Source organism: Staphylococcus sp. HMSC62A08 (assembly GCF_001839105.1).
Lineage (GTDB): Bacteria > Bacillota > Bacilli > Staphylococcales > Staphylococcaceae > Staphylococcus > Staphylococcus caprae.
Window position 1 is genome coordinate 1 of record NZ_KV840045.1, and the last position, 19,225, is coordinate 19,225.

The 19,225-nt window shown below is 34.7% G+C and carries 19 protein-coding genes; 17 read left to right on the forward strand and 2 right to left on the reverse strand.

All coding sequences use genetic code 11. The annotated features are described in order from the left end of the window. Positions 1 to 170: 170 nt before the first annotated feature. Positions 171 to 1,550: a MocR-like pyridoxine biosynthesis transcription factor PdxR gene (locus HMPREF3264_RS10410; protein ID WP_070873286.1), complete on the reverse strand. Its 1,380-nt coding sequence runs from the start codon at positions 1,548 to 1,550 to the stop codon at positions 171 to 173. Between the two features lie 97 nt (positions 1,551 to 1,647). Here HMPREF3264_RS10410 and pdxS point away from each other — a divergent pair, with 97 nt between their 5' ends. Both pdxS and pdxT read left to right on the forward strand, forming a co-directional pair. Beyond that, positions 1,648 to 2,535, forward strand: a complete 888-nt coding sequence (gene pdxS, locus HMPREF3264_RS10415; RefSeq protein ID WP_070832655.1) for a pyridoxal 5'-phosphate synthase lyase subunit PdxS — start codon at positions 1,648 to 1,650, stop codon at positions 2,533 to 2,535. Positions 2,536 to 2,538: 3 nt separating this feature from the next. Then, positions 2,539 to 3,099: a pyridoxal 5'-phosphate synthase glutaminase subunit PdxT gene (pdxT, locus tag HMPREF3264_RS10420; protein ID WP_002441056.1), complete on the forward strand. Its 561-nt coding sequence runs from the start codon at positions 2,539 to 2,541 to the stop codon at positions 3,097 to 3,099. Between the two features lie 143 nt (positions 3,100 to 3,242). Here the strand turns inward: pdxT and HMPREF3264_RS10425 are convergent, their stop codons facing one another. After that, the gene (locus HMPREF3264_RS10425) at positions 3,243 to 4,457 is read right to left on the reverse strand and encodes a NupC/NupG family nucleoside CNT transporter (RefSeq protein ID WP_002441057.1); all 1,215 of its coding nucleotides are present in this window, start codon (positions 4,455 to 4,457) and stop codon (positions 3,243 to 3,245) included. 155 nt (positions 4,458 to 4,612) lie between these two features. On the opposite strand from HMPREF3264_RS10425, the gene HMPREF3264_RS10430 reads away from it, so the two are divergent. The 15 genes from HMPREF3264_RS10430 to secE all read left to right on the forward strand — a co-directional run bounded on the left by HMPREF3264_RS10430 (position 4,613) and on the right by secE (position 19,216). Then, positions 4,613 to 5,074, forward strand: coding sequence for a CtsR family transcriptional regulator (locus HMPREF3264_RS10430; protein WP_037541112.1), 462 nt, complete (start codon positions 4,613 to 4,615; stop codon positions 5,072 to 5,074). Between the two features lie 20 nt (positions 5,075 to 5,094). Next, the gene (locus HMPREF3264_RS10435; RefSeq protein WP_002441061.1) at positions 5,095 to 5,658 is read left to right on the forward strand and encodes a UvrB/UvrC motif-containing protein; all 564 of its coding nucleotides are present in this window, start codon (positions 5,095 to 5,097) and stop codon (positions 5,656 to 5,658) included. Then, on the forward strand, positions 5,651 to 6,655 hold the full coding sequence (locus HMPREF3264_RS10440) for a protein arginine kinase (protein ID WP_002441063.1): 1,005 nt from the start codon (positions 5,651 to 5,653) through the stop codon (positions 6,653 to 6,655). Before HMPREF3264_RS10435 ends, HMPREF3264_RS10440 begins: the two co-directional genes overlap by 8 nt. A 14-nt stretch (positions 6,656 to 6,669) precedes the next feature. Further along, complete coding sequence (locus HMPREF3264_RS10445) at positions 6,670 to 9,126, forward strand: ATP-dependent Clp protease ATP-binding subunit (protein WP_070832658.1); 2,457 nt, start codon at positions 6,670 to 6,672, stop codon at positions 9,124 to 9,126. Positions 9,127 to 9,467: 341 nt separating this feature from the next. Then, positions 9,468 to 10,835 carry a DNA repair protein RadA gene (gene radA / locus HMPREF3264_RS10450; RefSeq protein WP_002441068.1) on the forward strand — a complete coding sequence of 456 codons (1,368 nt, stop codon included), beginning with the start codon at positions 9,468 to 9,470 and terminating at the stop codon, positions 10,833 to 10,835. 202 nt (positions 10,836 to 11,037) lie between these two features. After that, on the forward strand, positions 11,038 to 12,102 hold the full coding sequence (locus tag HMPREF3264_RS10455; protein WP_002441071.1) for a PIN/TRAM domain-containing protein: 1,065 nt from the start codon (positions 11,038 to 11,040) through the stop codon (positions 12,100 to 12,102). Between the two features lie 407 nt (positions 12,103 to 12,509). Continuing rightward, positions 12,510 to 13,964, forward strand: coding sequence for a glutamate--tRNA ligase (gene gltX / locus HMPREF3264_RS10460; RefSeq protein ID WP_002441075.1), 1,455 nt, complete (start codon positions 12,510 to 12,512; stop codon positions 13,962 to 13,964). Positions 13,965 to 14,382: 418 nt separating this feature from the next. After that, the gene (cysE, locus tag HMPREF3264_RS10465) at positions 14,383 to 15,012 is read left to right on the forward strand and encodes a serine O-acetyltransferase (RefSeq protein ID WP_002441077.1); all 630 of its coding nucleotides are present in this window, start codon (positions 14,383 to 14,385) and stop codon (positions 15,010 to 15,012) included. Then, positions 14,996 to 16,396, forward strand: coding sequence for a cysteine--tRNA ligase (gene cysS, locus HMPREF3264_RS10470; RefSeq protein ID WP_070832668.1), 1,401 nt, complete (start codon positions 14,996 to 14,998; stop codon positions 16,394 to 16,396). Before cysE ends, cysS begins: the two co-directional genes overlap by 17 nt. A gap of 3 nt (positions 16,397 to 16,399) precedes the next feature. After that, a complete protein-coding gene (locus HMPREF3264_RS10475; RefSeq protein ID WP_037541525.1) occupies positions 16,400 to 16,786 on the forward strand; it encodes a Mini-ribonuclease 3 in 387 nt (128 codons plus the stop codon). Positions 16,787 to 16,793: 7 nt separating this feature from the next. Next, positions 16,794 to 17,543: a 23S rRNA (guanosine(2251)-2'-O)-methyltransferase RlmB gene (gene rlmB / locus HMPREF3264_RS10480; RefSeq protein ID WP_037541526.1), complete on the forward strand. Its 750-nt coding sequence runs from the start codon at positions 16,794 to 16,796 to the stop codon at positions 17,541 to 17,543. Then, positions 17,540 to 18,067, forward strand: a complete 528-nt coding sequence (locus tag HMPREF3264_RS10485) for an NYN domain-containing protein (protein ID WP_002441085.1) — start codon at positions 17,540 to 17,542, stop codon at positions 18,065 to 18,067. Before rlmB ends, HMPREF3264_RS10485 begins: the two co-directional genes overlap by 4 nt. A gap of 69 nt (positions 18,068 to 18,136) precedes the next feature. Continuing rightward, the gene (locus HMPREF3264_RS10490) at positions 18,137 to 18,715 is read left to right on the forward strand and encodes a sigma-70 family RNA polymerase sigma factor (RefSeq protein ID WP_176746842.1); all 579 of its coding nucleotides are present in this window, start codon (positions 18,137 to 18,139) and stop codon (positions 18,713 to 18,715) included. Between the two features lie 116 nt (positions 18,716 to 18,831). Beyond that, positions 18,832 to 18,975 (forward strand): 50S ribosomal protein L33, encoded by a 144-nt coding sequence (rpmG, locus tag HMPREF3264_RS10495; RefSeq protein WP_070873288.1) that lies wholly within the window; start codon positions 18,832 to 18,834, stop codon positions 18,973 to 18,975. A 58-nt stretch (positions 18,976 to 19,033) separates the two neighbouring features. Then, a complete protein-coding gene (gene secE, locus HMPREF3264_RS10500) occupies positions 19,034 to 19,216 on the forward strand; it encodes a preprotein translocase subunit SecE (protein WP_037541116.1) in 183 nt (60 codons plus the stop codon). Positions 19,217 to 19,225 lie beyond the last annotated feature (9 nt).

Genomic DNA, 19,225 nt, shown 5'->3' on the forward strand with positions numbered 1-19,225 from the left:
GAATCGAGACCGAAAGGTCTCTTTTTTTATGTCTAAAAAGCAATCGGCGCCCCGACAGGTACAAAAGCGATTAGCTATAGAGAAAGAATGATTCTTTTCACAAATGTTAATTAAAATACGATAGCCTAAAAGCTATCGCATAAGTAACACTAACTTTTAAAAAAGAAGTGTTACTTTATAATTAACGAGTTAATCAGGGCGTTCACATGGTCTTCTAACGCATCTTGTTTAATCCCGCCGAAACCTAAAATGAATTTAGGATATTTAGAAGGTGTGTCTTCATAGTTATACAATTCTAATTTTAGATTGTTCTTTTTTGCTTTCTCTAAGCATTGGGGTACACTCAAACCATTCATTACAGTTAAGGTGAAATGCATACCAGTCAAAGCGCCTTCTATTTTTAACTGTTCACTATATTGAGCGAGTTTTTTTAATATATAATTCAATTTATCTCTATAAATTCTTCGCATTTTATTTAAATGTCTTTCAAAACTACCACTACTCATGAATCTTGCAACCATATGTTGAAGATGAACGGGTACGGTATTTCCTTCTTTAAATCTTCTTTGTTTATAAGTGTTCATTACTTTTTCAGGCAATACTATGTATGCAATTCTACAACTAGGGAATAGTGATTTTGAAAATGTACTGATATATATAACTTTTCCTTTAGTATCTAAACTTTGTAAAGCCGGGATTGGTTTGCCAAAGTATCTAAACTCTGAATCATAATCATCTTCAATAATATAACGATGCGTATCTTTTTGAGCCCACTGGATAAGTTGCGTTCTTTTTTTGAGATTAGTGACGTGGCCAGTTGGAAATTGGTGGGATGGTGTAATATATAAGACGTTATTTTGTGAATTTAGTATAGGTTGGATTTGTATACCGTTTTTATCAACTGGAACTTGTAAGTAATTCATATTCTTTTTATCTAAAACGTGTTTAATTGGAGGGTAACTTGGTTTCTCAATAATAAATTTTTCATGTTTCAGTAAGTTGGTAATCATATCAAGCAGTTGACTGGTAGAAGAACCAATGATGATTTGATTAGGGTGACATGTTACGCCTCTACTATTAAATAAGTAATGTGCAATTTGTTGTCGTAACGCATAAACTCCTTGAACTTCACCACGTTGTAATAGATCGAGTTGATCATCTTCGAACACGTCTTTGGCATATTTTCTGAAAATGTGCATAGGGAAGCTTTCCGAATCTATTTCAGCTAGGTTAAAAGCGTATTGAGGTCCATCATTGTTATAAGTTTCTTCATTGATTTCATTCCCCATATAATCATGATAAGACTCTGTATTGACAACAGGTAGAGATTCTATATCTGATACATAATAACCTGATCTAGGTTTTGAATAAATAAACCCCTCATCTAATAGTAATTGATATGCATGTTCAATAGTCGTATGACTCATTGATAAATGTTCGCTCAGTTGTCGTTTAGAAGGAAATTTATCATTAGAATGGTATAGACCTTCAATAATTTGTTTTTTTAATTTTTCATATAGGGATAAGTAAAGTGGTTGTGTTGATTTCATATAAACTGGCCCCTTGTTTTATGTATAAATTGTACCTTTTTAAATATCAGTTTATCTTTTAAAATGAATTTAATCAAGAAGTAAAGGGGTAAATAACATGTCAAAAATTGTAGGCTCAGAACGAGTAAAAAGAGGAATGGCTGAAATGCAAAAAGGTGGCGTCATTATGGACGTTGTCAATGCAGAACAAGCTAAGATTGCTGAAGAAGCAGGTGCAGTTGCAGTTATGGCACTAGAACGCGTTCCATCAGACATCAGAGCAGCAGGCGGTGTAGCACGCATGGCTAATCCTAAAATTGTTGAGGAAGTAATGAACGCAGTGTCTATACCTGTTATGGCTAAAGCCCGCATTGGACATATTACTGAAGCTAGAGTATTAGAAGCAATGGGTGTCGATTACATTGATGAATCTGAAGTATTAACTCCAGCTGATGAAGAATATCACTTAAGAAAAGATCAATTTACAGTACCATTTGTATGCGGATGTCGTAACCTGGGCGAAGCTGCACGCCGTATTGGTGAGGGAGCAGCAATGTTACGAACTAAAGGTGAACCAGGTACAGGTAATATTGTTGAAGCTGTTCGTCATATGCGCCGTGTAAATGCTGAAGTGAGTCGTCTGACTGTTATGAACGATGATGAAATCATGACATTTGCGAAAGAATTAGGTGCGCCTTTTGAAATATTAAAGCAAATTAAGGATAAAGGTCGTCTTCCAGTAGTTAACTTTGCAGCAGGCGGTGTAGCAACGCCCCAAGATGCTGCTTTAATGATGGAATTAGGTGCCGACGGTGTATTCGTAGGATCAGGTATTTTCAAATCAGAAGATCCTGAAAAATTTGCTAAAGCAATTGTACAAGCTACAACACATTATCAAGATTATGAACTGATTGGTAAATTAGCAAGTGAGCTTGGCACAGCTATGAAAGGTTTAGATATTAACCAAATTTCATTAGAAGAACGTATGCAAGAGCGTGGTTGGTAATTTATGAAAATAGGTGTATTAGCGTTGCAAGGTGCGGTTCGTGAACACATTCGTCATATAGAATTAAGTGGTCATGAGGGCATTGCAGTGAAAAGAGTAGAACAACTTGAAGAGATTGATGGATTGATTTTACCGGGTGGAGAGTCCACAACATTAAGACGATTAATGGATTTATACGGATTCAAAGAAGTATTACAGAATTCTGATCTACCAATGTTTGGTACCTGCGCAGGTTTAATTGTACTTGCCAAAGATGTAGAGGGAGAGTCAGGTTATCTGAAGAAGTTAGATATTACCGTCGAGCGTAATTCATTTGGTCGACAAGTCGATAGCTTTGAATCTGAGCTTGATATTAAAGGAATTGCAGAAGATATTGAAGGTGTATTCATTAGAGCTCCTCATATTGCTCAGGTTGAAGAAGGCGTTGATGTGCTAAGCCGAGTAGGCGATAAAATTGTGGCAGTGAAACAAGGGAAATATCTTGGAGTCTCATTCCATCCAGAATTAACCGATGATTATCGAGTAACTGAATATTTCATTAATCATATGATTAAGAAGGATTGAACATTTTCTAATAAAGCGGTCATCTTGAAGATGGCCGTTTTTTATTTTGAGGAAAATGCATTTCAAAAAAGTATAAATTCTAAATTAAAAATAAAAAAGCAAGAGTAACTCCCCAAGTTACTCCTGCAATAATTAAGTATGAATTAAATAAAGAATCCTGCGATGGCTGCTGAAATAAATGATACAAGTGTTGCACCAAATAATAGTTTTAATCCGAAACGTGCGACGACGTCACCTTTTTTATCATTTAATGATTTAATTGCACCTGAAATGATTCCGATCGAACTAAAGTTAGCAAATGATACTAAGAATACTGAAGTGACACCTTTAGCGTGTTCAGATAAACCATGTGTTTTACCAAGTGCTTGCATTGCAACGAATTCATTTGATAATAATTTAGTCGCCATAATAGAACCAGATTGAACAGCGTCATGCCATGGTACACCTGCTAAGAATGCAAATGGAGCAAAGACAAATCCAATCAATGTTTGGAAATTCCAGGTAATTGCACCGTGTGAGAATAAACTAAAGATACCGCTGACGATTCCATTTAATAAAGCGATGATAGCTATATAACCAATTAACATTGCGCCTACGATGACCGCAACTTTAAATCCGTCTAAAATGTATTCCCCGAGCATTTCGAAGAATGATTGGTTCTTAGTTTCACTTTCATCAACTAATAATTTATCATCTTCTTCATTCACTTTATAAGGATTGATGATTGACGCGATGATGAAACCACCAAATAAATTAAGAACAACAGCTGTTACAACATATTTAGGTTCAATTAACGTGAAGTATGCACCGATAATTGATGCCGATACTGTAGACATAGCTGATGCTGTTAACGTATATAAACGTTGTTTAGGTATGTATGGCAGTTGTTGTTTTAATGAAATAAATACCTCTGATTGTCCCAAGATTGCTGCTGCTACAGCGTTATATGATTCTAAACGTCCCATGCCATTAATTTTAGAAATTAAGAAACCTAAAAAATTAATAATAAGCGGTAAGATTCGCGTATATTGTAATATACCGATAAGTGCTGAAATAAATACAATAGGTAACAATACGCTAAAGAAGAATGGTGGGTTCTTTGGATCTACAAATTTAAAACCACCGAATACGAAATTGACACCTTCCGCTGCTTGCTTTAATAGGTAACTAAAGCCATACGAAATACTACCGATGACACTGATTCCGATATGTGTTTTTAATAAAATAAATGCGAATATAAGTTGAATTACTAATAGTAAACCAACATACTTCCAGCGTATATTTTTTCTGTCTGAACTAAATAAGAATGCGAGTGCTAAAAAGAAAATAATTCCTATAATCCCAATCACAATATGCATATTTTTTTCATTCCTTTAATTTTTTCTATTCTCTATCATACAATAAATTGAACGCGCTAACATCATAAAATTTAAATTTTAAAATCAAATTGGTTGAAAAAGGTCAAAGGTGGTCATATAATAAAGTCAAAGAAGGTCAAAAAGAGGTGATATCCATGCATAACATGTCCGACATCATAGAACAATACATTAAACATTTATTCGAGGAAACAAACGAAGATGTGGTAGAAATCCAACGTGCAAATATTGCACAACGATTCGATTGTGTACCCTCCCAATTAAATTATGTTATTAAGACTCGTTTTACAAACGAACATGGTTATGAAATAGAAAGTAAACGCGGTGGTGGAGGTTATATCCGAATCACTAAAATTGAAAACAAAGATGCAACAGGTTATATTAATCACTTACTTCAATTGATTGGACCTTCTATTTCACAACAACAAGCTTATTATATAATAGATGGTTTATTAGACAAAGGATTGATTAATGACAGAGAAGCTAAAATGATACAAGCAGTTATTGATCGAGAAACACTAAAAATGGATGTCGTTGCAAGAGATATTATAAGAGCTAATATTTTAAAACGATTATTACCAGTGATTAACTATTATTAAATGAAGTGAGGTGTTTAAACGTGCTTTGCGAAAATTGCCATTTAAATGAAGCGGAAGTAAAATTAACAGTTAAAAGTAAAGACGGTACGCATGAAAAATGGGTATGCTCAATATGTGCTCAAGGCGATAATCCTTGGCATCAATCCCATGACGACACGTCTTACCATTCGCATCAAGACGATATAGAAGAAGCATTTGTGGTCAAACAAATATTACAACATCTCGCTACGAAACATGGTATTAATTTTCAAGAAATGGCGTTTAAAGAGGAGAAGCAATGTCCGACATGTCATATGACACTGAAAGATATCGCGCATGTTGGTAAATTTGGTTGTGCTAACTGCTACGCCACGTTTAAAGACGACATTATAGATATCGTTCGACGCGTACAAGGTGGACAATTTGAACATGTAGGTAAAACGCCTCAATCTTCACATAAGAAACTTGCAATTAAAAAGCAAATCGAAGAAAAAACGAAATATCTAAATAAATTAATAGAAGAACAAAACTTTGAAGAAGCTGCAGTGATTCGTGACGAAATTAAAGCATTAAAAGATGAAAGTGAGGTGTCTCGTCATGAGTGACATTCATACTAACATTAGTCAATGGATGAAAATGACTGAAGAGGCACCTGTAGTCATTTCTTCAAGAATAAGATTAGCAAGAAATCTTGAGAATCATGTTCATCCTTTGATGTTCCCGTCCGAGCAAGAAGGATTTCGAGTAATAAATGAAGTTCAAGATGCGCTTCCAGACTTACAGTTACAACGTTTAGATACAATGGATCAACAAAGTAAAATGAAATTAGTTGCGAAACATCTTGTAAGTCCTGAACTTATTAAACAACCAGCCTCTGCAGTATTGCTTAACGAAGATGAATCTCTAAGTGTGATGATTAACGAAGAAGACCACATTCGTATCCAAGCGTTAGGAACTGACTTGTCGCTCAATGATTTATATCAAAGAGCTTCAAAGATTGATGATGACTTGGACCAAGAACTAGATATTAGCTATGACGAACATTTAGGCTATCTTACAACCTGTCCAACAAATATAGGCACAGGTATGCGTGCGAGTGTCATGTTACATTTACCTGGACTTTCTATCATGAAGAGAATGAACCGTATTGCACAGACGATTAATCGTTTTGGATTTACGATTCGAGGTATTTATGGAGAAGGTTCACAAGTATATGGTCACATTTATCAAGTTTCAAACCAACTCACTTTAGGGAAAACTGAAGAAGAAATCATTGATAATTTAACTGAAGTCGTTAACCAAATCATCAATGAAGAGAAACAAATTAGAGAAAGACTTGATAAGCATAATCCAGTAGAAACGCTTGATAGAGTTTATCGTTCGCTAGGGATTCTACAAAATAGTAGAATTATCTCAATGGAAGAAGCATCCTATCGCTTAAGTGAAGTCAAACTCGGTATCGATTTAAATTATATAACGCTTAATGATTTTAAATTTAATGAATTAATGGTAGGTATACAGTCACCATTTTTAATAGATGAAGATGATGATAAAACAGTAAATGAAAAAAGAGCCGATTTATTAAGAGAACATATAAAATAGGAGGTATTTTATATATGCTATTTGGTAGATTAACAGAACGTGCGCAGCGAGTTTTAGCGCATGCACAAGAAGAAGCAATTCGTTTGAACCATTCAAATATTGGTACAGAACACCTTTTATTAGGTTTAATGAAAGAACCTGAAGGTATTGCTGCTAAAGTATTAGAAAGTTTTAATATTACTGAAGACAAAGTGATTGAAGAAGTTGAGAAGTTGATTGGTCACGGTCAAGAACAAATGGGCACGTTACATTACACACCTAGAGCTAAGAAAGTGATTGAACTTTCAATGGATGAAGCAAGAAAGTTACATCATAATTTCGTAGGTACAGAACACATTCTTTTAGGTTTAATCCGTGAAAATGAAGGTGTCGCAGCACGCGTGTTTGCCAACTTAGATTTAAATATCACAAAAGCACGTGCGCAAGTTGTTAAAGCTTTAGGTAGCCCAGAAATGAGTAATAAAAATGCTCAAGCAAATAAATCAAATAATACACCAACATTGGATAGTTTAGCTAGAGACCTAACTGTTATAGCGAAAGATGGTACTTTAGACCCCGTAGTAGGACGTAATAAAGAAATCACTCGTGTCATTGAAGTGTTAAGCCGTCGTACTAAAAATAATCCAGTACTTATCGGTGAACCAGGTGTAGGTAAAACAGCAATTGCTGAAGGTTTAGCACAAGCGATTGTTAATAATGAAGTACCAGAAACATTAAAAGAAAAGCGCGTCATGTCACTTGATATGGGTACTGTAGTTGCTGGTACGAAATACCGTGGTGAATTCGAAGAACGCTTGAAAAAAGTTATGGAAGAAATTCATCAAGCAGGTAACGTCATTCTATTTATTGATGAGTTACACACATTAGTTGGCGCTGGTGGTGCTGAAGGTGCTATCGATGCATCTAACATCCTTAAACCAGCCCTAGCTAGAGGAGAATTACAATGTATAGGTGCTACAACTTTAGATGAATATCGTAAAAACATTGAAAAAGATGCAGCATTAGAACGTCGTTTCCAACCCGTTCAAGTTGATGAACCAACAGTAGAAGACACAATTGAAATCTTGAAAGGCTTACGCGATCGTTATGAAGCACATCATAGAATTAATATTTCTGATGAAGCTTTAGAAGCAGCTGCAAAATTAAGCAACCGTTATGTATCTGATCGTTTCTTACCAGATAAAGCAATCGATCTTATTGATGAAGCAAGTTCTAAAGTTAGACTTAAAAGTCATACAACACCTAACAATCTTAAAGAAATTGAACAAGAAATTGAAAATGTTAAAAATGAAAAAGATGCTGCTGTTCATGCACAAGAATTTGAAAATGCAGCTAATTTAAGAGATAAACAATCTAAACTTGAAAAACAATATGAAGACGCTAAAAATGAATGGAAAAATTCTCAAGGTGGCGTAAGTACGGCATTATCTGAAGAAGATATAGCAGAAGTAATTGCAGGATGGACAGGTATTCCATTAACTAAAATTAACGAAACTGAATCTGAACGTTTACTCAATCTTGAAGATACACTCCACGAACGTGTAATTGGTCAAAATGACGCAGTGAATTCAATCAGTAAAGCTGTGAGACGTGCTCGTGCGGGACTTAAAGATCCTAAACGTCCAATCGGTAGCTTTATCTTCCTAGGACCTACTGGTGTAGGTAAAACTGAATTAGCACGTGCATTAGCTGAATCTATGTTTGGTGAAGATGATGCAATGATTCGTGTTGATATGAGTGAGTTTATGGAGAAACATGCAGTGAGTCGTTTAGTAGGTGCGCCTCCAGGCTATGTAGGCCATGACGATGGTGGTCAATTAACTGAAAAGGTAAGACGTAAACCATACTCAGTTATCCTATTTGATGAAATTGAAAAAGCCCACCCTGATGTATTTAACATCCTTTTACAAGTCTTAGATGATGGCCATTTAACTGATACGAAAGGTCGTACTGTAGATTTCCGTAATACAGTCATCATCATGACTTCAAACGTTGGCGCACAAGAATTACAAGACCAACGATTTGCAGGATTTGGTGGCGCTTCTGAAGGTAACGATTATGAAACAATTCGTAAAACAATGATGAAAGAACTTAAAAATTCATTCCGTCCAGAATTCTTAAACCGTGTAGACGATATCATTGTATTCCACAAACTTTCTAAAGAAGAATTGAAAGAAATCGTTACTATGATGGTAAATAAACTTACTGCTCGTCTTTCTGAACAAAATATTAATATTGTTGTAACTGATAAAGCGAAAGAAAAAATTGCTGAAGAAGGTTACGATCCAGAATACGGTGCGCGTCCATTAATTAGAGCAATTCAAAAAACTGTAGAAGATAACTTAAGTGAATTAATCTTAGATGGTAACAAGATTGAAGGTAAAGAAGTTACTATTGATCATAATGGCGAAGAGTTTAAATATGATATTCACGAGAAAACATCTTCAGAAAAAGAAACGACAGAAGCTTAAATTGATATAACGCATAGAAAGTAAAATTGAATCAACGATAGTAATCTATGACTATTATTGGTATTCCTCTTTAATTGAGGGGTACCTTTTTTTATTCATAAATTTTTCCGTATGTTCAGATAAACTAATTTATCTTTATTTTTCATAGAATGCAGTGCGATGTATAAGAATTAAAATAAACTTAAGGAAATTAAATTTCTCGAAAAATCAATAATTCTCAACTCGCATAAGCATAAATTCATAATAAAATTAATCGTTATCAAAATCATTCACATTTAATTTGTCATAATCAAATTGTCAGTTTAAAATAGATTTGTTCATAACAATTTGGAGGTGCAAAAGTGGCCAAGAAAAAAGTAATATTTGAATGTATGGCGTGTGGCTATCAATCTCCTAAATGGATGGGGAAGTGTCCTAATTGCGGTGCATGGAACCAAATGGAAGAAATTGTAGAGAAAGCTGCGAACCCTAAACATGGTGTGAAAACTAAAGAAGCAGCAGGAAAAGTACAGAAATTAAATAGTGTTAAACATGAGACGACGCCTAGAATTCTCACAGATTCAAAAGAATTTAACCGAGTGCTTGGTGGAGGTATTGTAAGTGGGTCACTTGTGCTTATCGGAGGAGACCCAGGTATTGGTAAATCTACATTACTGTTGCAAATCTGTGCTGCGTTATCTCAAAGTAAAAATGTCTTATATATCACTGGTGAGGAATCGATAAATCAAACTAAACTACGTGCTGAGCGTTTAGAAGAAGATTCTAGTCAACTCAACGTTTTAGCTGAAACGGATTTAGAAGTTATCCACCAAACCGTTAAAGATGAACGCCCAGATTTACTCGTCGTGGATTCCATCCAAACCATTTATCATCCAGAAATAAGTTCAGCGCCAGGATCAGTGTCTCAAGTAAGAGAAAGTACACAAAGTCTGATGAATATCGCGAAGCAAATGGATATTGCGACATTTATTGTTGGGCATGTGACGAAAGAAGGTCAGATAGCAGGGCCGAGATTGCTAGAACATATGGTAGATACGGTGCTTTACTTTGAAGGCGATGAACATCATGCATACCGAATTTTAAGAGCGGTTAAAAACCGTTTTGGATCTACAAATGAGATGGGCATTTTCGAAATGAAGCAGAGTGGTTTGAAAGGTGTCTTAAATCCTTCTGAAATGTTTCTAGAAGAACGATCAACTAATGTACCAGGATCGACCATTGTGCCAACCATGGAAGGCACACGTCCTTTGCTGATTGAGGTACAAGCATTAGTTACACCTACTACGTTTAATAATCCTAGACGTATGGCTACAGGTATTGACCATAATCGGTTAAGCTTACTTATGGCAGTATTAGAAAAGAAAGAAAATTACTTGCTTCAGCAACAAGATGCATATATCAAAGTTGCAGGTGGAGTGAAGTTAACAGAACCGGCTGTAGACCTAAGTATTATAGTAGCCACTGCCTCAAGCTTTAAAGATCAAGCTGTAGACGGCTTAGACTGTTTTGTAGGTGAGGTAGGTCTAACGGGCGAAGTTCGTCGAGTCTCTCGTATAGAACAACGGATTCAAGAAGCGGCTAAACTTGGTTTCAAACGTGCGATTATCCCTCAAACAAATATAGGAGGGTGGACTTTCCCAGAAGGTATCCAAGTGATTGGTGTATCTTCTGTCCATGAAGCTTTAAAATATGCGCTCCGTTCTTCATAGAAAGTATTTTATGAAAAGAATGAAAATGTTTATCATGTATCAAAGAAGTATATATGTATTTGATGTTTTCATTCAACGCATGTCGTTTTTTACTACAATAAATTTACGCGTATGAAATCTCGATTCAATAATACTGAAATAAGTATACATACAGAGAATAGACATCCGTGAGAGGAGGATAAGGTTGAGTATCATTAGATTAATGGTGTTAGTTATTTATATTATTATCGGCGCTGCATTAGGAATTATTATTATTCCAGAAGTCGTAGCTGATATAGGTATGAAAGTTCCACCGATTATTACGAATCACTATGTAGATGGATTTGTAGGCATTATTTTATTTTTTGCTATATTTGGATTTTTTATTAAAAGAGTGACCCATGCTTTTAAAGAACTTGAACAAGTCATTATGCGACGAAGTGCAGTGGAAATTTTATTTGCAACAATTGGTCTGATTATAGGACTCTTTATCTCAGTTATGGTTTCTTTTATTTTAGAACTTATAGGAAATTCGATACTTAATCATTTTATTCCTATTATCATTACGATTATTTTATGTTATCTAGGTTTCCAATTTGGTTTAAAGAAACGCGATGAGATGTTAATGTTTTTGCCGGAAAATATGGCAAGATCCATGTCTTATAATACACGTAAAGCTATACCAAAGATTATAGATACAAGCGCGATTATTGATGGTCGTATATTAGATGTCATTCGTTGCGGTTTTATCGATGGCGATATCCTTATTCCTCAAGGAGTCATCAATGAATTACAAGTTGTAGCAGATGCAAATGATAGTGTAAAGCGTGAGAAAGGACAGCGTGGTTTAGATATCCTTAATCAACTCTATGATTTGAATTACCCTACACGTGTGATACATCCGACGAAGTCTCATAGTGATATCGATACATTACTCATTAAGTTAGCGCAACAGCATCATGCCCATGTCATTACCACTGACTATAATTTAAATAAAGTGTGTCACGTGCAAGGCATTACAGCATTAAATGTCAATGATTTATCAGAGGCGATTAAGCCAAATGTTCATCAGGGTGACCGCTTAAATATACTTTTAACTAAGATGGGGAAAGAACCTGGTCAAGGTGTAGGTTATCTAGATGATGGTACGATGGTAGTTGTTGACAACGCGAAGAAATTAATTGGTCAACAGGTTAATTTAGAAGTAGTGAGTCTATTACAAACTTCTTCAGGTAGGATTGTTTTTGCGAAACATCATGAAGAAGACACTCCCAATTCTGAAAATTAAATCAAAAGCAGGTTTCATGTGAAACGGTATATTTTGAACTGAAATATGAATTTTACATGAAACCTTTTTATATATAAAGAGAAGTTTGAAGAAGACTTACGTAAACAATAGACTTATCAAAGACGGATTTAAGTGCTACAATATTACTGAATGTTATGTAAGAATGAATAATCAATTATTGAGGGAAGTTATTCACAAAGGAATGGTCCAACACATCATTAACTTTTGAATAACTTTTTTAAAATTGAATTAAACCATCAAAAACTTGGCAGCTTACATGCTTAAATTGGTTTGAAAAGTGGCTAAAAAATAAAGAAATTACAATTGCTTTTAAAATGTAATGATTTCTTTTAATCAACTTCTGCCATTACATCAGCCCATAATTAATAATCATAGGAGTGAATATAATGAGTGAACGCATTAGAGTAAGATATGCACCGAGTCCAACTGGATACTTGCATATTGGTAATGCTCGAACAGCATTATTTAACTATTTATTTGCGAAACATTATGATGGAGATTTTGTTGTTCGTATTGAAGATACAGATAGCAAACGTAACCTCGAAGACGGAGAATCTTCTCAATTTGATAACTTAAAATGGTTAGGCTTAGATTGGGATGAATCTATCGATAAAGATAAAGGTTATGGCCCATACCGCCAATCTGAACGTGCGGACATTTATAACCCACTAATTCAACAATTACTTGACGAAGATAAAGCATATAAATGTTATATGACAGAAGAAGAATTAGAAGAAGAACGTGAAGGACAAATTGCTCGTGGTGAAATGCCTCGTTACGGTGGTCAACATGCACACTTAACAGAAGAACAACGTCAACAATTCGAGGCAGAAGGCCGTAAACCTTCTATTCGATTCCGTGTGCCTAAAGATAAGACTTATACATTTAACGATATGGTTAAAGGTGAAATTTCATTCGACTCTAATAATATAGGCGACTGGGTTATCGTGAAAAAAGACGGTGTACCAACATATAACTTTGCAGTTGCTGTAGATGATCATTATATGAAAATTTCAGATGTTATTCGTGGCGACGACCATGTTTCTAACACACCAAAACAATTAATGATTTATGAAGCGTTTGGTTGGGAACCACCACGTTTTGGACATATGGCCCTTATTGTTAACGAAGAACGTAAGAAGTTAAGTAAACGCGACGGTCAAATCCTACAGTTTATTGAACAATATCGTGACTTAGGCTACTTACCAGAAGCACTATTCAACTTTATTACATTATTGGGTTGGTCACCTGAAGGCGAAGAAGAAATCTTTTCTAAAGAAGAATTTATTAAAATCTTTGATGAAAAACGTTTATCTAAATCACCTGCAATGTTTGATAGACAAAAATTAGCTTGGGTAAACAACCAATACATGAAAACGAAAGACACTGAAACAGTATTTGAATTGGCTTTACCGCATCTAATCAAAGCAAACCTCATCCCTGAAAATCCTTCTGAAGAAGATAAAGATTGGGGACGCAAACTTGTTGCACTTTATCAGAAAGAAATGAGTTATGCAGGTGAAATCGTTCCATTATCAGAAATGTTCTTCCATGAAATGCCTGAACTTAATGAAGAAGAACAAGAAGTTGTGAATGGTGAACAAGTTCCAGAATTAATGAACCACTTGTATGGTAAATTAGAAGCTTTAGAACCATTTGAAGCTGCTGAAATCAAGAAAACAATTAAAGAAGTTCAAAAAGAAACTGGAATCAAAGGTAAACAATTGTTTATGCCTATTCGTGTAGCTGTAACAGGACAAATGCACGGACCAGAATTACCAAATACAATTGAAGTATTAGGTAAAGAAAAAGTATTATCTCGTTTACAAAAATATGTATAAGAGCTTCCAAGATTGTCATTTACATACGCTGAATTCATTTTTCTAAAAAGCGTATGTTACGACTTGAAATTTCACTACTAACGACCTATTATTATAACTATAAAATGAATCAAAGGATTAGTAATTAATCATTATATGACTCAGAGAGTGTGCGGTAGCTGCGAGCATACCATATAGATTAATGAATGCACCTTTGCTACTTTAAATAAATAATGATAATGAGAGTAATGAATACGATTATAAGTATCATTGCTGAATGAAGAGTGGAACCGTGCGATAGCGCCTCTAGCAACTGAATTGTTAGAGGCGCTATTTTGATATCATGAATTTTTAAATCAGGCACATGTATTAAAAAAAGCATTGATGAAATAAAAATCAATTTGATTAGGCTAAGGGGGAGAAGGTCTTGTTAAAAAGAATGAGAGACGATATAAAAATGGTGTTTGAACAGGATCCAGCAGCACGCTCAACTTTAGAAGTTGTTACTACTTACGCGGGATTACATGCAGTATGGAGTCATTTAGTAGCGCATAAACTTTATAATAAAAAGCGCTATGTTGCAGCGAGAGTTATTTCACAAGTGTCACGATTTTTCACAGGAATAGAAATTCATCCTGGTGCTAAAATAGGCAAACGTTTATTTATTGACCATGGCATGGGTGTCGTTATTGGTGAAACATGTACAATCGGGGATAATGTCACAATTTACCAAGGTGTGACACTAGGTGGTACAGGAAAAGAAAAAGGAAAACGTCATCCTGATATTGGAGATAATGTTTTAATCGCCGCAGGTTCTAAAGTTTTAGGTAATATACAAATTGATTCAAATGTTAATATTGGTGCGAACTCTGTTGTACTACAATCTGTACCAAGTTATACAACTGTTGTCGGTATTCCAGGTCATATTGTTAAGCAAGAAGGCAAACGAATTGGTAAAACATTTGACCATCGTAATTTACCGGATCCACTTTTCGAACAAATCAAACATTTAGAACGACAACTTGAAAAAGCTAAGAATGGAGAGATTCAAGATGATTACATTATATAATACGTTAACACGTCGGAAAGAAACATTTGAGCCGATTGAACCAGGTAAGGTGAAAATGTATGTATGTGGTCCGACGGTTTACAATTATATACACATCGGGAATGCACGACCTGCAATTAATTATGATGTAGTCAGAAGATATTTTGAATATAAAGGATATGAAGTTATTTACGTTTCGAATTTTACTGACGTAGATGATAAGTTAATCAACCGCTCTAAGGAATTAAATGAAAGTGTCCCAGAAATTGCTGAGAAATACATCAAAGCGTTTTACGAAGACGTTGGTGCTTTAAACGTCAAAAAAGCAACATCAAATCCACGCGTGATGAATCATATGCAAGAAATTATTGATTTCATCAAAGAACTCGTAGATGAAGGATATGCTTATGAAAGTGATGGCGATGTTTATTTTAGAACACGTCAGTTTGATGGATATGGTAAACTCAGCCATCAATCGTTAGATGACCTCAAAGTAGGTGCACGAATTGAAGCCGGTGAGCAAAAGGAAGATGCCTTAGACTTTACTTTATGGAAGAAAGCGAAACCTGGTGAAATTAGCTGGGATAGCCCATTCGGTGAAGGGCGTCCAGGTTGGCATATTGAATGCTCTGTAATGGCTTACCACGAGTTAGGACCAACGATAGATATTCATGCTGGTGGTTCCGATTTACAATTCCCACACCATGAAAATGAAATTGCCCAATCAGAAGCACACAATCACGCACCATTCGCTAACTATTGGATGCATAACGGTTTTATTAATATCGACAATGAAAAAATGAGTAAATCATTAGGTAACTTTATTTTAGTGCATGACATTATTAAAGAAATAGATCCTGATGTGCTTCGATTCTTCATGATTAGTGTACATTATCGTAGTCCTATCAATTATAATTTAGAACTTGTGGGTGCAGCTCGAAGCGGTTTAGAACGTATACGTAACAGCTATAAACTTATAGAAGAACGTGAAGCGATTGCTACAGATTTAGAAGAACACACAGAATATATGAATCAAATTGATGAAATTCTTAAACAATTCGAAACTGTAATGGATGACGACTTCAACACTGCCAATGCTGTAACTGCATGGTATGATTTAGCTAAACTCGCTAATAAATATGTTCTTGAAAATACAACTTCCACAAAGGTATTCAATAAATTTAAAGAAGTATATCAAATCTTTAGTGATGTTCTTGGCGTTCCCCTTAAAGGAAAAGAAGCTGATGAGTTATTAGATGAAGAGATTGAGAAATTAATAGAAGAGCGTAATGAAGCCCGTAAAAATAAAGATTTCGCTCGTGCGGATGAAATTAGAGATATGCTTAAAGAACGCAACATTATTTTAGAAGATACACCACAAGGTGTAAGATTTAAGCGTGGTTAAATGATGAATGTTAAATTGTTAAATCCGCTTACACTTGCATACATGGGCGATGCTGTTTTGGATCAACATATTCGAGAATACATTGTTCTTAAGTTGCAAAGTAAACCCAATCGTTTACACCAAGTATCAAAACAATATGTTTCTGCTAAAAGTCAAGCACAGACATTAGAACGATTAATCTCAGATGATTGGTTCACTGAAGAAGAGTTGAATGTCTTGAAAAGAGGGCGCAACGCTAAAAGTTACACAAAAGCTAAAAATACAGATATTCAAACATATCGAAAAAGTTCAGCATTAGAAGCTGTTATAGGTTTTTTATATTTAGATCATCAACAAACGCGTTTAGAAGAATTACTTCATAACATTGTTGAAATAGTAAATGAAAGGTAGTGTGGATGTGGAAGATATCGTCATAGTAGGCAGACATGCAGTTAAAGAGGCAATTATTTCAGGCCATGCCATTAATAAAATTTTGATTCAAGATGGTATAAAAAAACAACAAATCAACGAAATTTTAAAAAATGCAAAAGCTCAAAAACTGATTGTTCAAACAGTACCGAAATCTAAATTAGATTTTTTATCAAATGCACCTCACCAAGGCGTTGCTGCATTAGTCGCCCCATATGAATATGCAGATTTTGACCAATTTTTACAAAGTCAAAAAGATAAAGATGGTTTTTCTACTGTAATGATTTTGGATGGTTTAGAAGATCCGCATAATCTGGGTTCAATATTAAGAACTGCTGATGCTTCTGGTGTCGATGGCGTTATCATACCTAAAAGACGTTCAGTAGCCTTAACACAAACTGTTGCTAAAGCTTCAACAGGTGCAATACAACATGTTCCAGTTATTCGTGTAACTAACCTTTCTAAAACGATTGACGAATTAAAGGATAATGGTTTTTGGGTTGCAGGCACTGCAGCGAATAATGCTACAGATTATAGAGACTTACAAGCGGATATGTCTTTAGCTATCGTTATTGGCAGTGAAGGTCAAGGTATGAGTCGCTTAGTCAGTGATAAATGCGACTTTTACATTAAAATACCTATGGTCGGTCATGTAAATAGTCTTAACGCTTCTGTAGCAGCGAGTTTGATGATGTATGAAGTTTTCCGTAAAAGAAATGAAACTGAGGCATCCTCATGAAAGAAAGATATTTAATTATCGATGGCTATAACATGATAGGTCAATCGCCGACACTCAGTGCGGTAGCTAAAGAAAGTTTAGAAGAAGCACGAGAACAACTTTTAGACGCTATTGCGAATTACAATGCACTGATTGCAGATGAAATTGTTTGTGTTTTTGATGCGTATGAACAATCAGGTATTGAACGCGAATATGTGTATCACGGTGTAAAAACAGTGTTCACTAAAGAAAAGGAAACTGCAGATAGCTTTATTGAGCGCTATGTCTATGAGCTATATGACAAACATACAACGCATATTACTGTTGTAACGAGCGATATGAGTGAACAACATGCAATATTTGGCTCAGGTGCCTACCGTATTTCCTCAAGAGAAATGTGGCGCGATTTAAAAGAAAATGAAATAACAGTGAGTAAATCCATTGATGATTTTAGTGAAAAGAAGCCAAGAACTCGAATTCAGCTATCAAATGAAATACTAGAAGAATTTGAAAAAATAAGACGCGGAAACCATCATAAAGACTGATTTGGTACTATTGCGAATTTGACCTTTCTTCATTTAAACTAACCTAAATTTATACGGAAGGTTAGGTAAATCAGTTTGAATAATAAACATCACGAGCAAACATCAAAGTGTTATTTTACTGATGCAAATGAAGACATTGATCAATTATTTATAACGTTACTTGAAGAATTAAGGCCATTTATTTTTAGAAAGATTGGTTACTTAACATCAAATCAATTTGATATTGAAGATATGTATCAAGATATTCTCATAAAAATGTATCTAGCTCTTCAAAATTTTGATTTTAGTAGGTCTATACCATTTAAAAGGTATTTATATTTTCTTATACGTTCTGTTAAATATGACTATTTGAGAAAGTTGAAAGCTGAACGCCACCGTGAGCCATTACTTATAAATGAGTGTGTAGTGGATTACAATTGTGCTTTAGCAATTGATGAAGTTGAGCGGTCATTTTTCAGAAAAGAATTGTCGAAGGAATTCAACAAACAAGTATTTACATTAAGCAGAATGGAAAAGGAGATTATACATTTAGTAAGAAGAGAGTATAAACCGAGAGAAATAGCACATATATTAAGATTAAGAGATAAAGACGTTTACAATGCTATACAACGTTGTAAAATTAAAATGAAATGGCAATTAAAGAAGTAATATATGTATGATAATTCTTATTATCTAAGCAATTTCAACCAGAAAAGGAAGTTTGACATTTATAACGACATTTATGTATAGTATATTGGTATTATAATGAGTAAAGGTGAATAAACGTGAAGAAAGTACCTTTAAATTGTGAAGTTTGCGGCAATCGAAATTATAATGTCCCTAAAAAAGAAGGTTCAGCAACAAGATTAACTTTAAAAAAGTATTGCCCAAAGTGTAATGTGCATACAGTTCATAAAGAATCAAAATAGAGTAATATTAAGTTGAATGTGACTTAGAATCGAGTCTGAAAATGTGGAGGTCTTACTAATGGCTAAAAAAGAGAACTTCTTTAAAGGCGTTAAGTCAGAAATGGAAAAGACAAGTTGGCCAACAAAAGAAGAATTGTTCAAATATACTGTAATCGTTGTATCTACAGTTATTTTCTTCTTAGTCTTTTTCTATGCGTTAGATATAGGAATTAATGCATTGAAACAATTATTATTAGGTTAGGAGTGAAGA

What these genes read in the sequence shown, in the direction of transcription:
- secE (WP_037541116.1), top strand. Translation starts at nt 19,034, where the DNA reads ATGGCTAAAAAAGAGAACTTCTTTAAAGGCGTTAAGTCAGAAATGGAA.
- HMPREF3264_RS10455 (WP_002441071.1), top strand. Translation starts at nt 11,038, where the DNA reads ATGGTGTTAGTTATTTATATTATTATCGGCGCTGCATTAGGAATTATT.
- pdxT (WP_002441056.1), top strand. Translation starts at nt 2,539, where the DNA reads ATGAAAATAGGTGTATTAGCGTTGCAAGGTGCGGTTCGTGAACACATT.
- HMPREF3264_RS10425 (WP_002441057.1), bottom strand. Translation starts at nt 4,457, where the DNA reads ATGCATATTGTGATTGGGATTATAGGAATTATTTTCTTTTTAGCACTC.
- HMPREF3264_RS10430 (WP_037541112.1), top strand. Translation starts at nt 4,613, where the DNA reads ATGCATAACATGTCCGACATCATAGAACAATACATTAAACATTTATTC.
- gltX (WP_002441075.1), top strand. Translation starts at nt 12,510, where the DNA reads ATGAGTGAACGCATTAGAGTAAGATATGCACCGAGTCCAACTGGATAC.
- HMPREF3264_RS10475 (WP_037541525.1), top strand. Translation starts at nt 16,400, where the DNA reads ATGAATGTTAAATTGTTAAATCCGCTTACACTTGCATACATGGGCGAT.
- HMPREF3264_RS10485 (WP_002441085.1), top strand. Translation starts at nt 17,540, where the DNA reads ATGAAAGAAAGATATTTAATTATCGATGGCTATAACATGATAGGTCAA.
- HMPREF3264_RS10410 (WP_070873286.1), bottom strand. Translation starts at nt 1,550, where the DNA reads ATGAAATCAACACAACCACTTTACTTATCCCTATATGAAAAATTAAAA.
- cysE (WP_002441077.1), top strand. Translation starts at nt 14,383, where the DNA reads ATGAGAGACGATATAAAAATGGTGTTTGAACAGGATCCAGCAGCACGC.
- pdxS (WP_070832655.1), top strand. Translation starts at nt 1,648, where the DNA reads ATGTCAAAAATTGTAGGCTCAGAACGAGTAAAAAGAGGAATGGCTGAA.
- cysS (WP_070832668.1), top strand. Translation starts at nt 14,996, where the DNA reads ATGATTACATTATATAATACGTTAACACGTCGGAAAGAAACATTTGAG.
- HMPREF3264_RS10440 (WP_002441063.1), top strand. Translation starts at nt 5,651, where the DNA reads ATGAGTGACATTCATACTAACATTAGTCAATGGATGAAAATGACTGAA.
- HMPREF3264_RS10445 (WP_070832658.1), top strand. Translation starts at nt 6,670, where the DNA reads ATGCTATTTGGTAGATTAACAGAACGTGCGCAGCGAGTTTTAGCGCAT.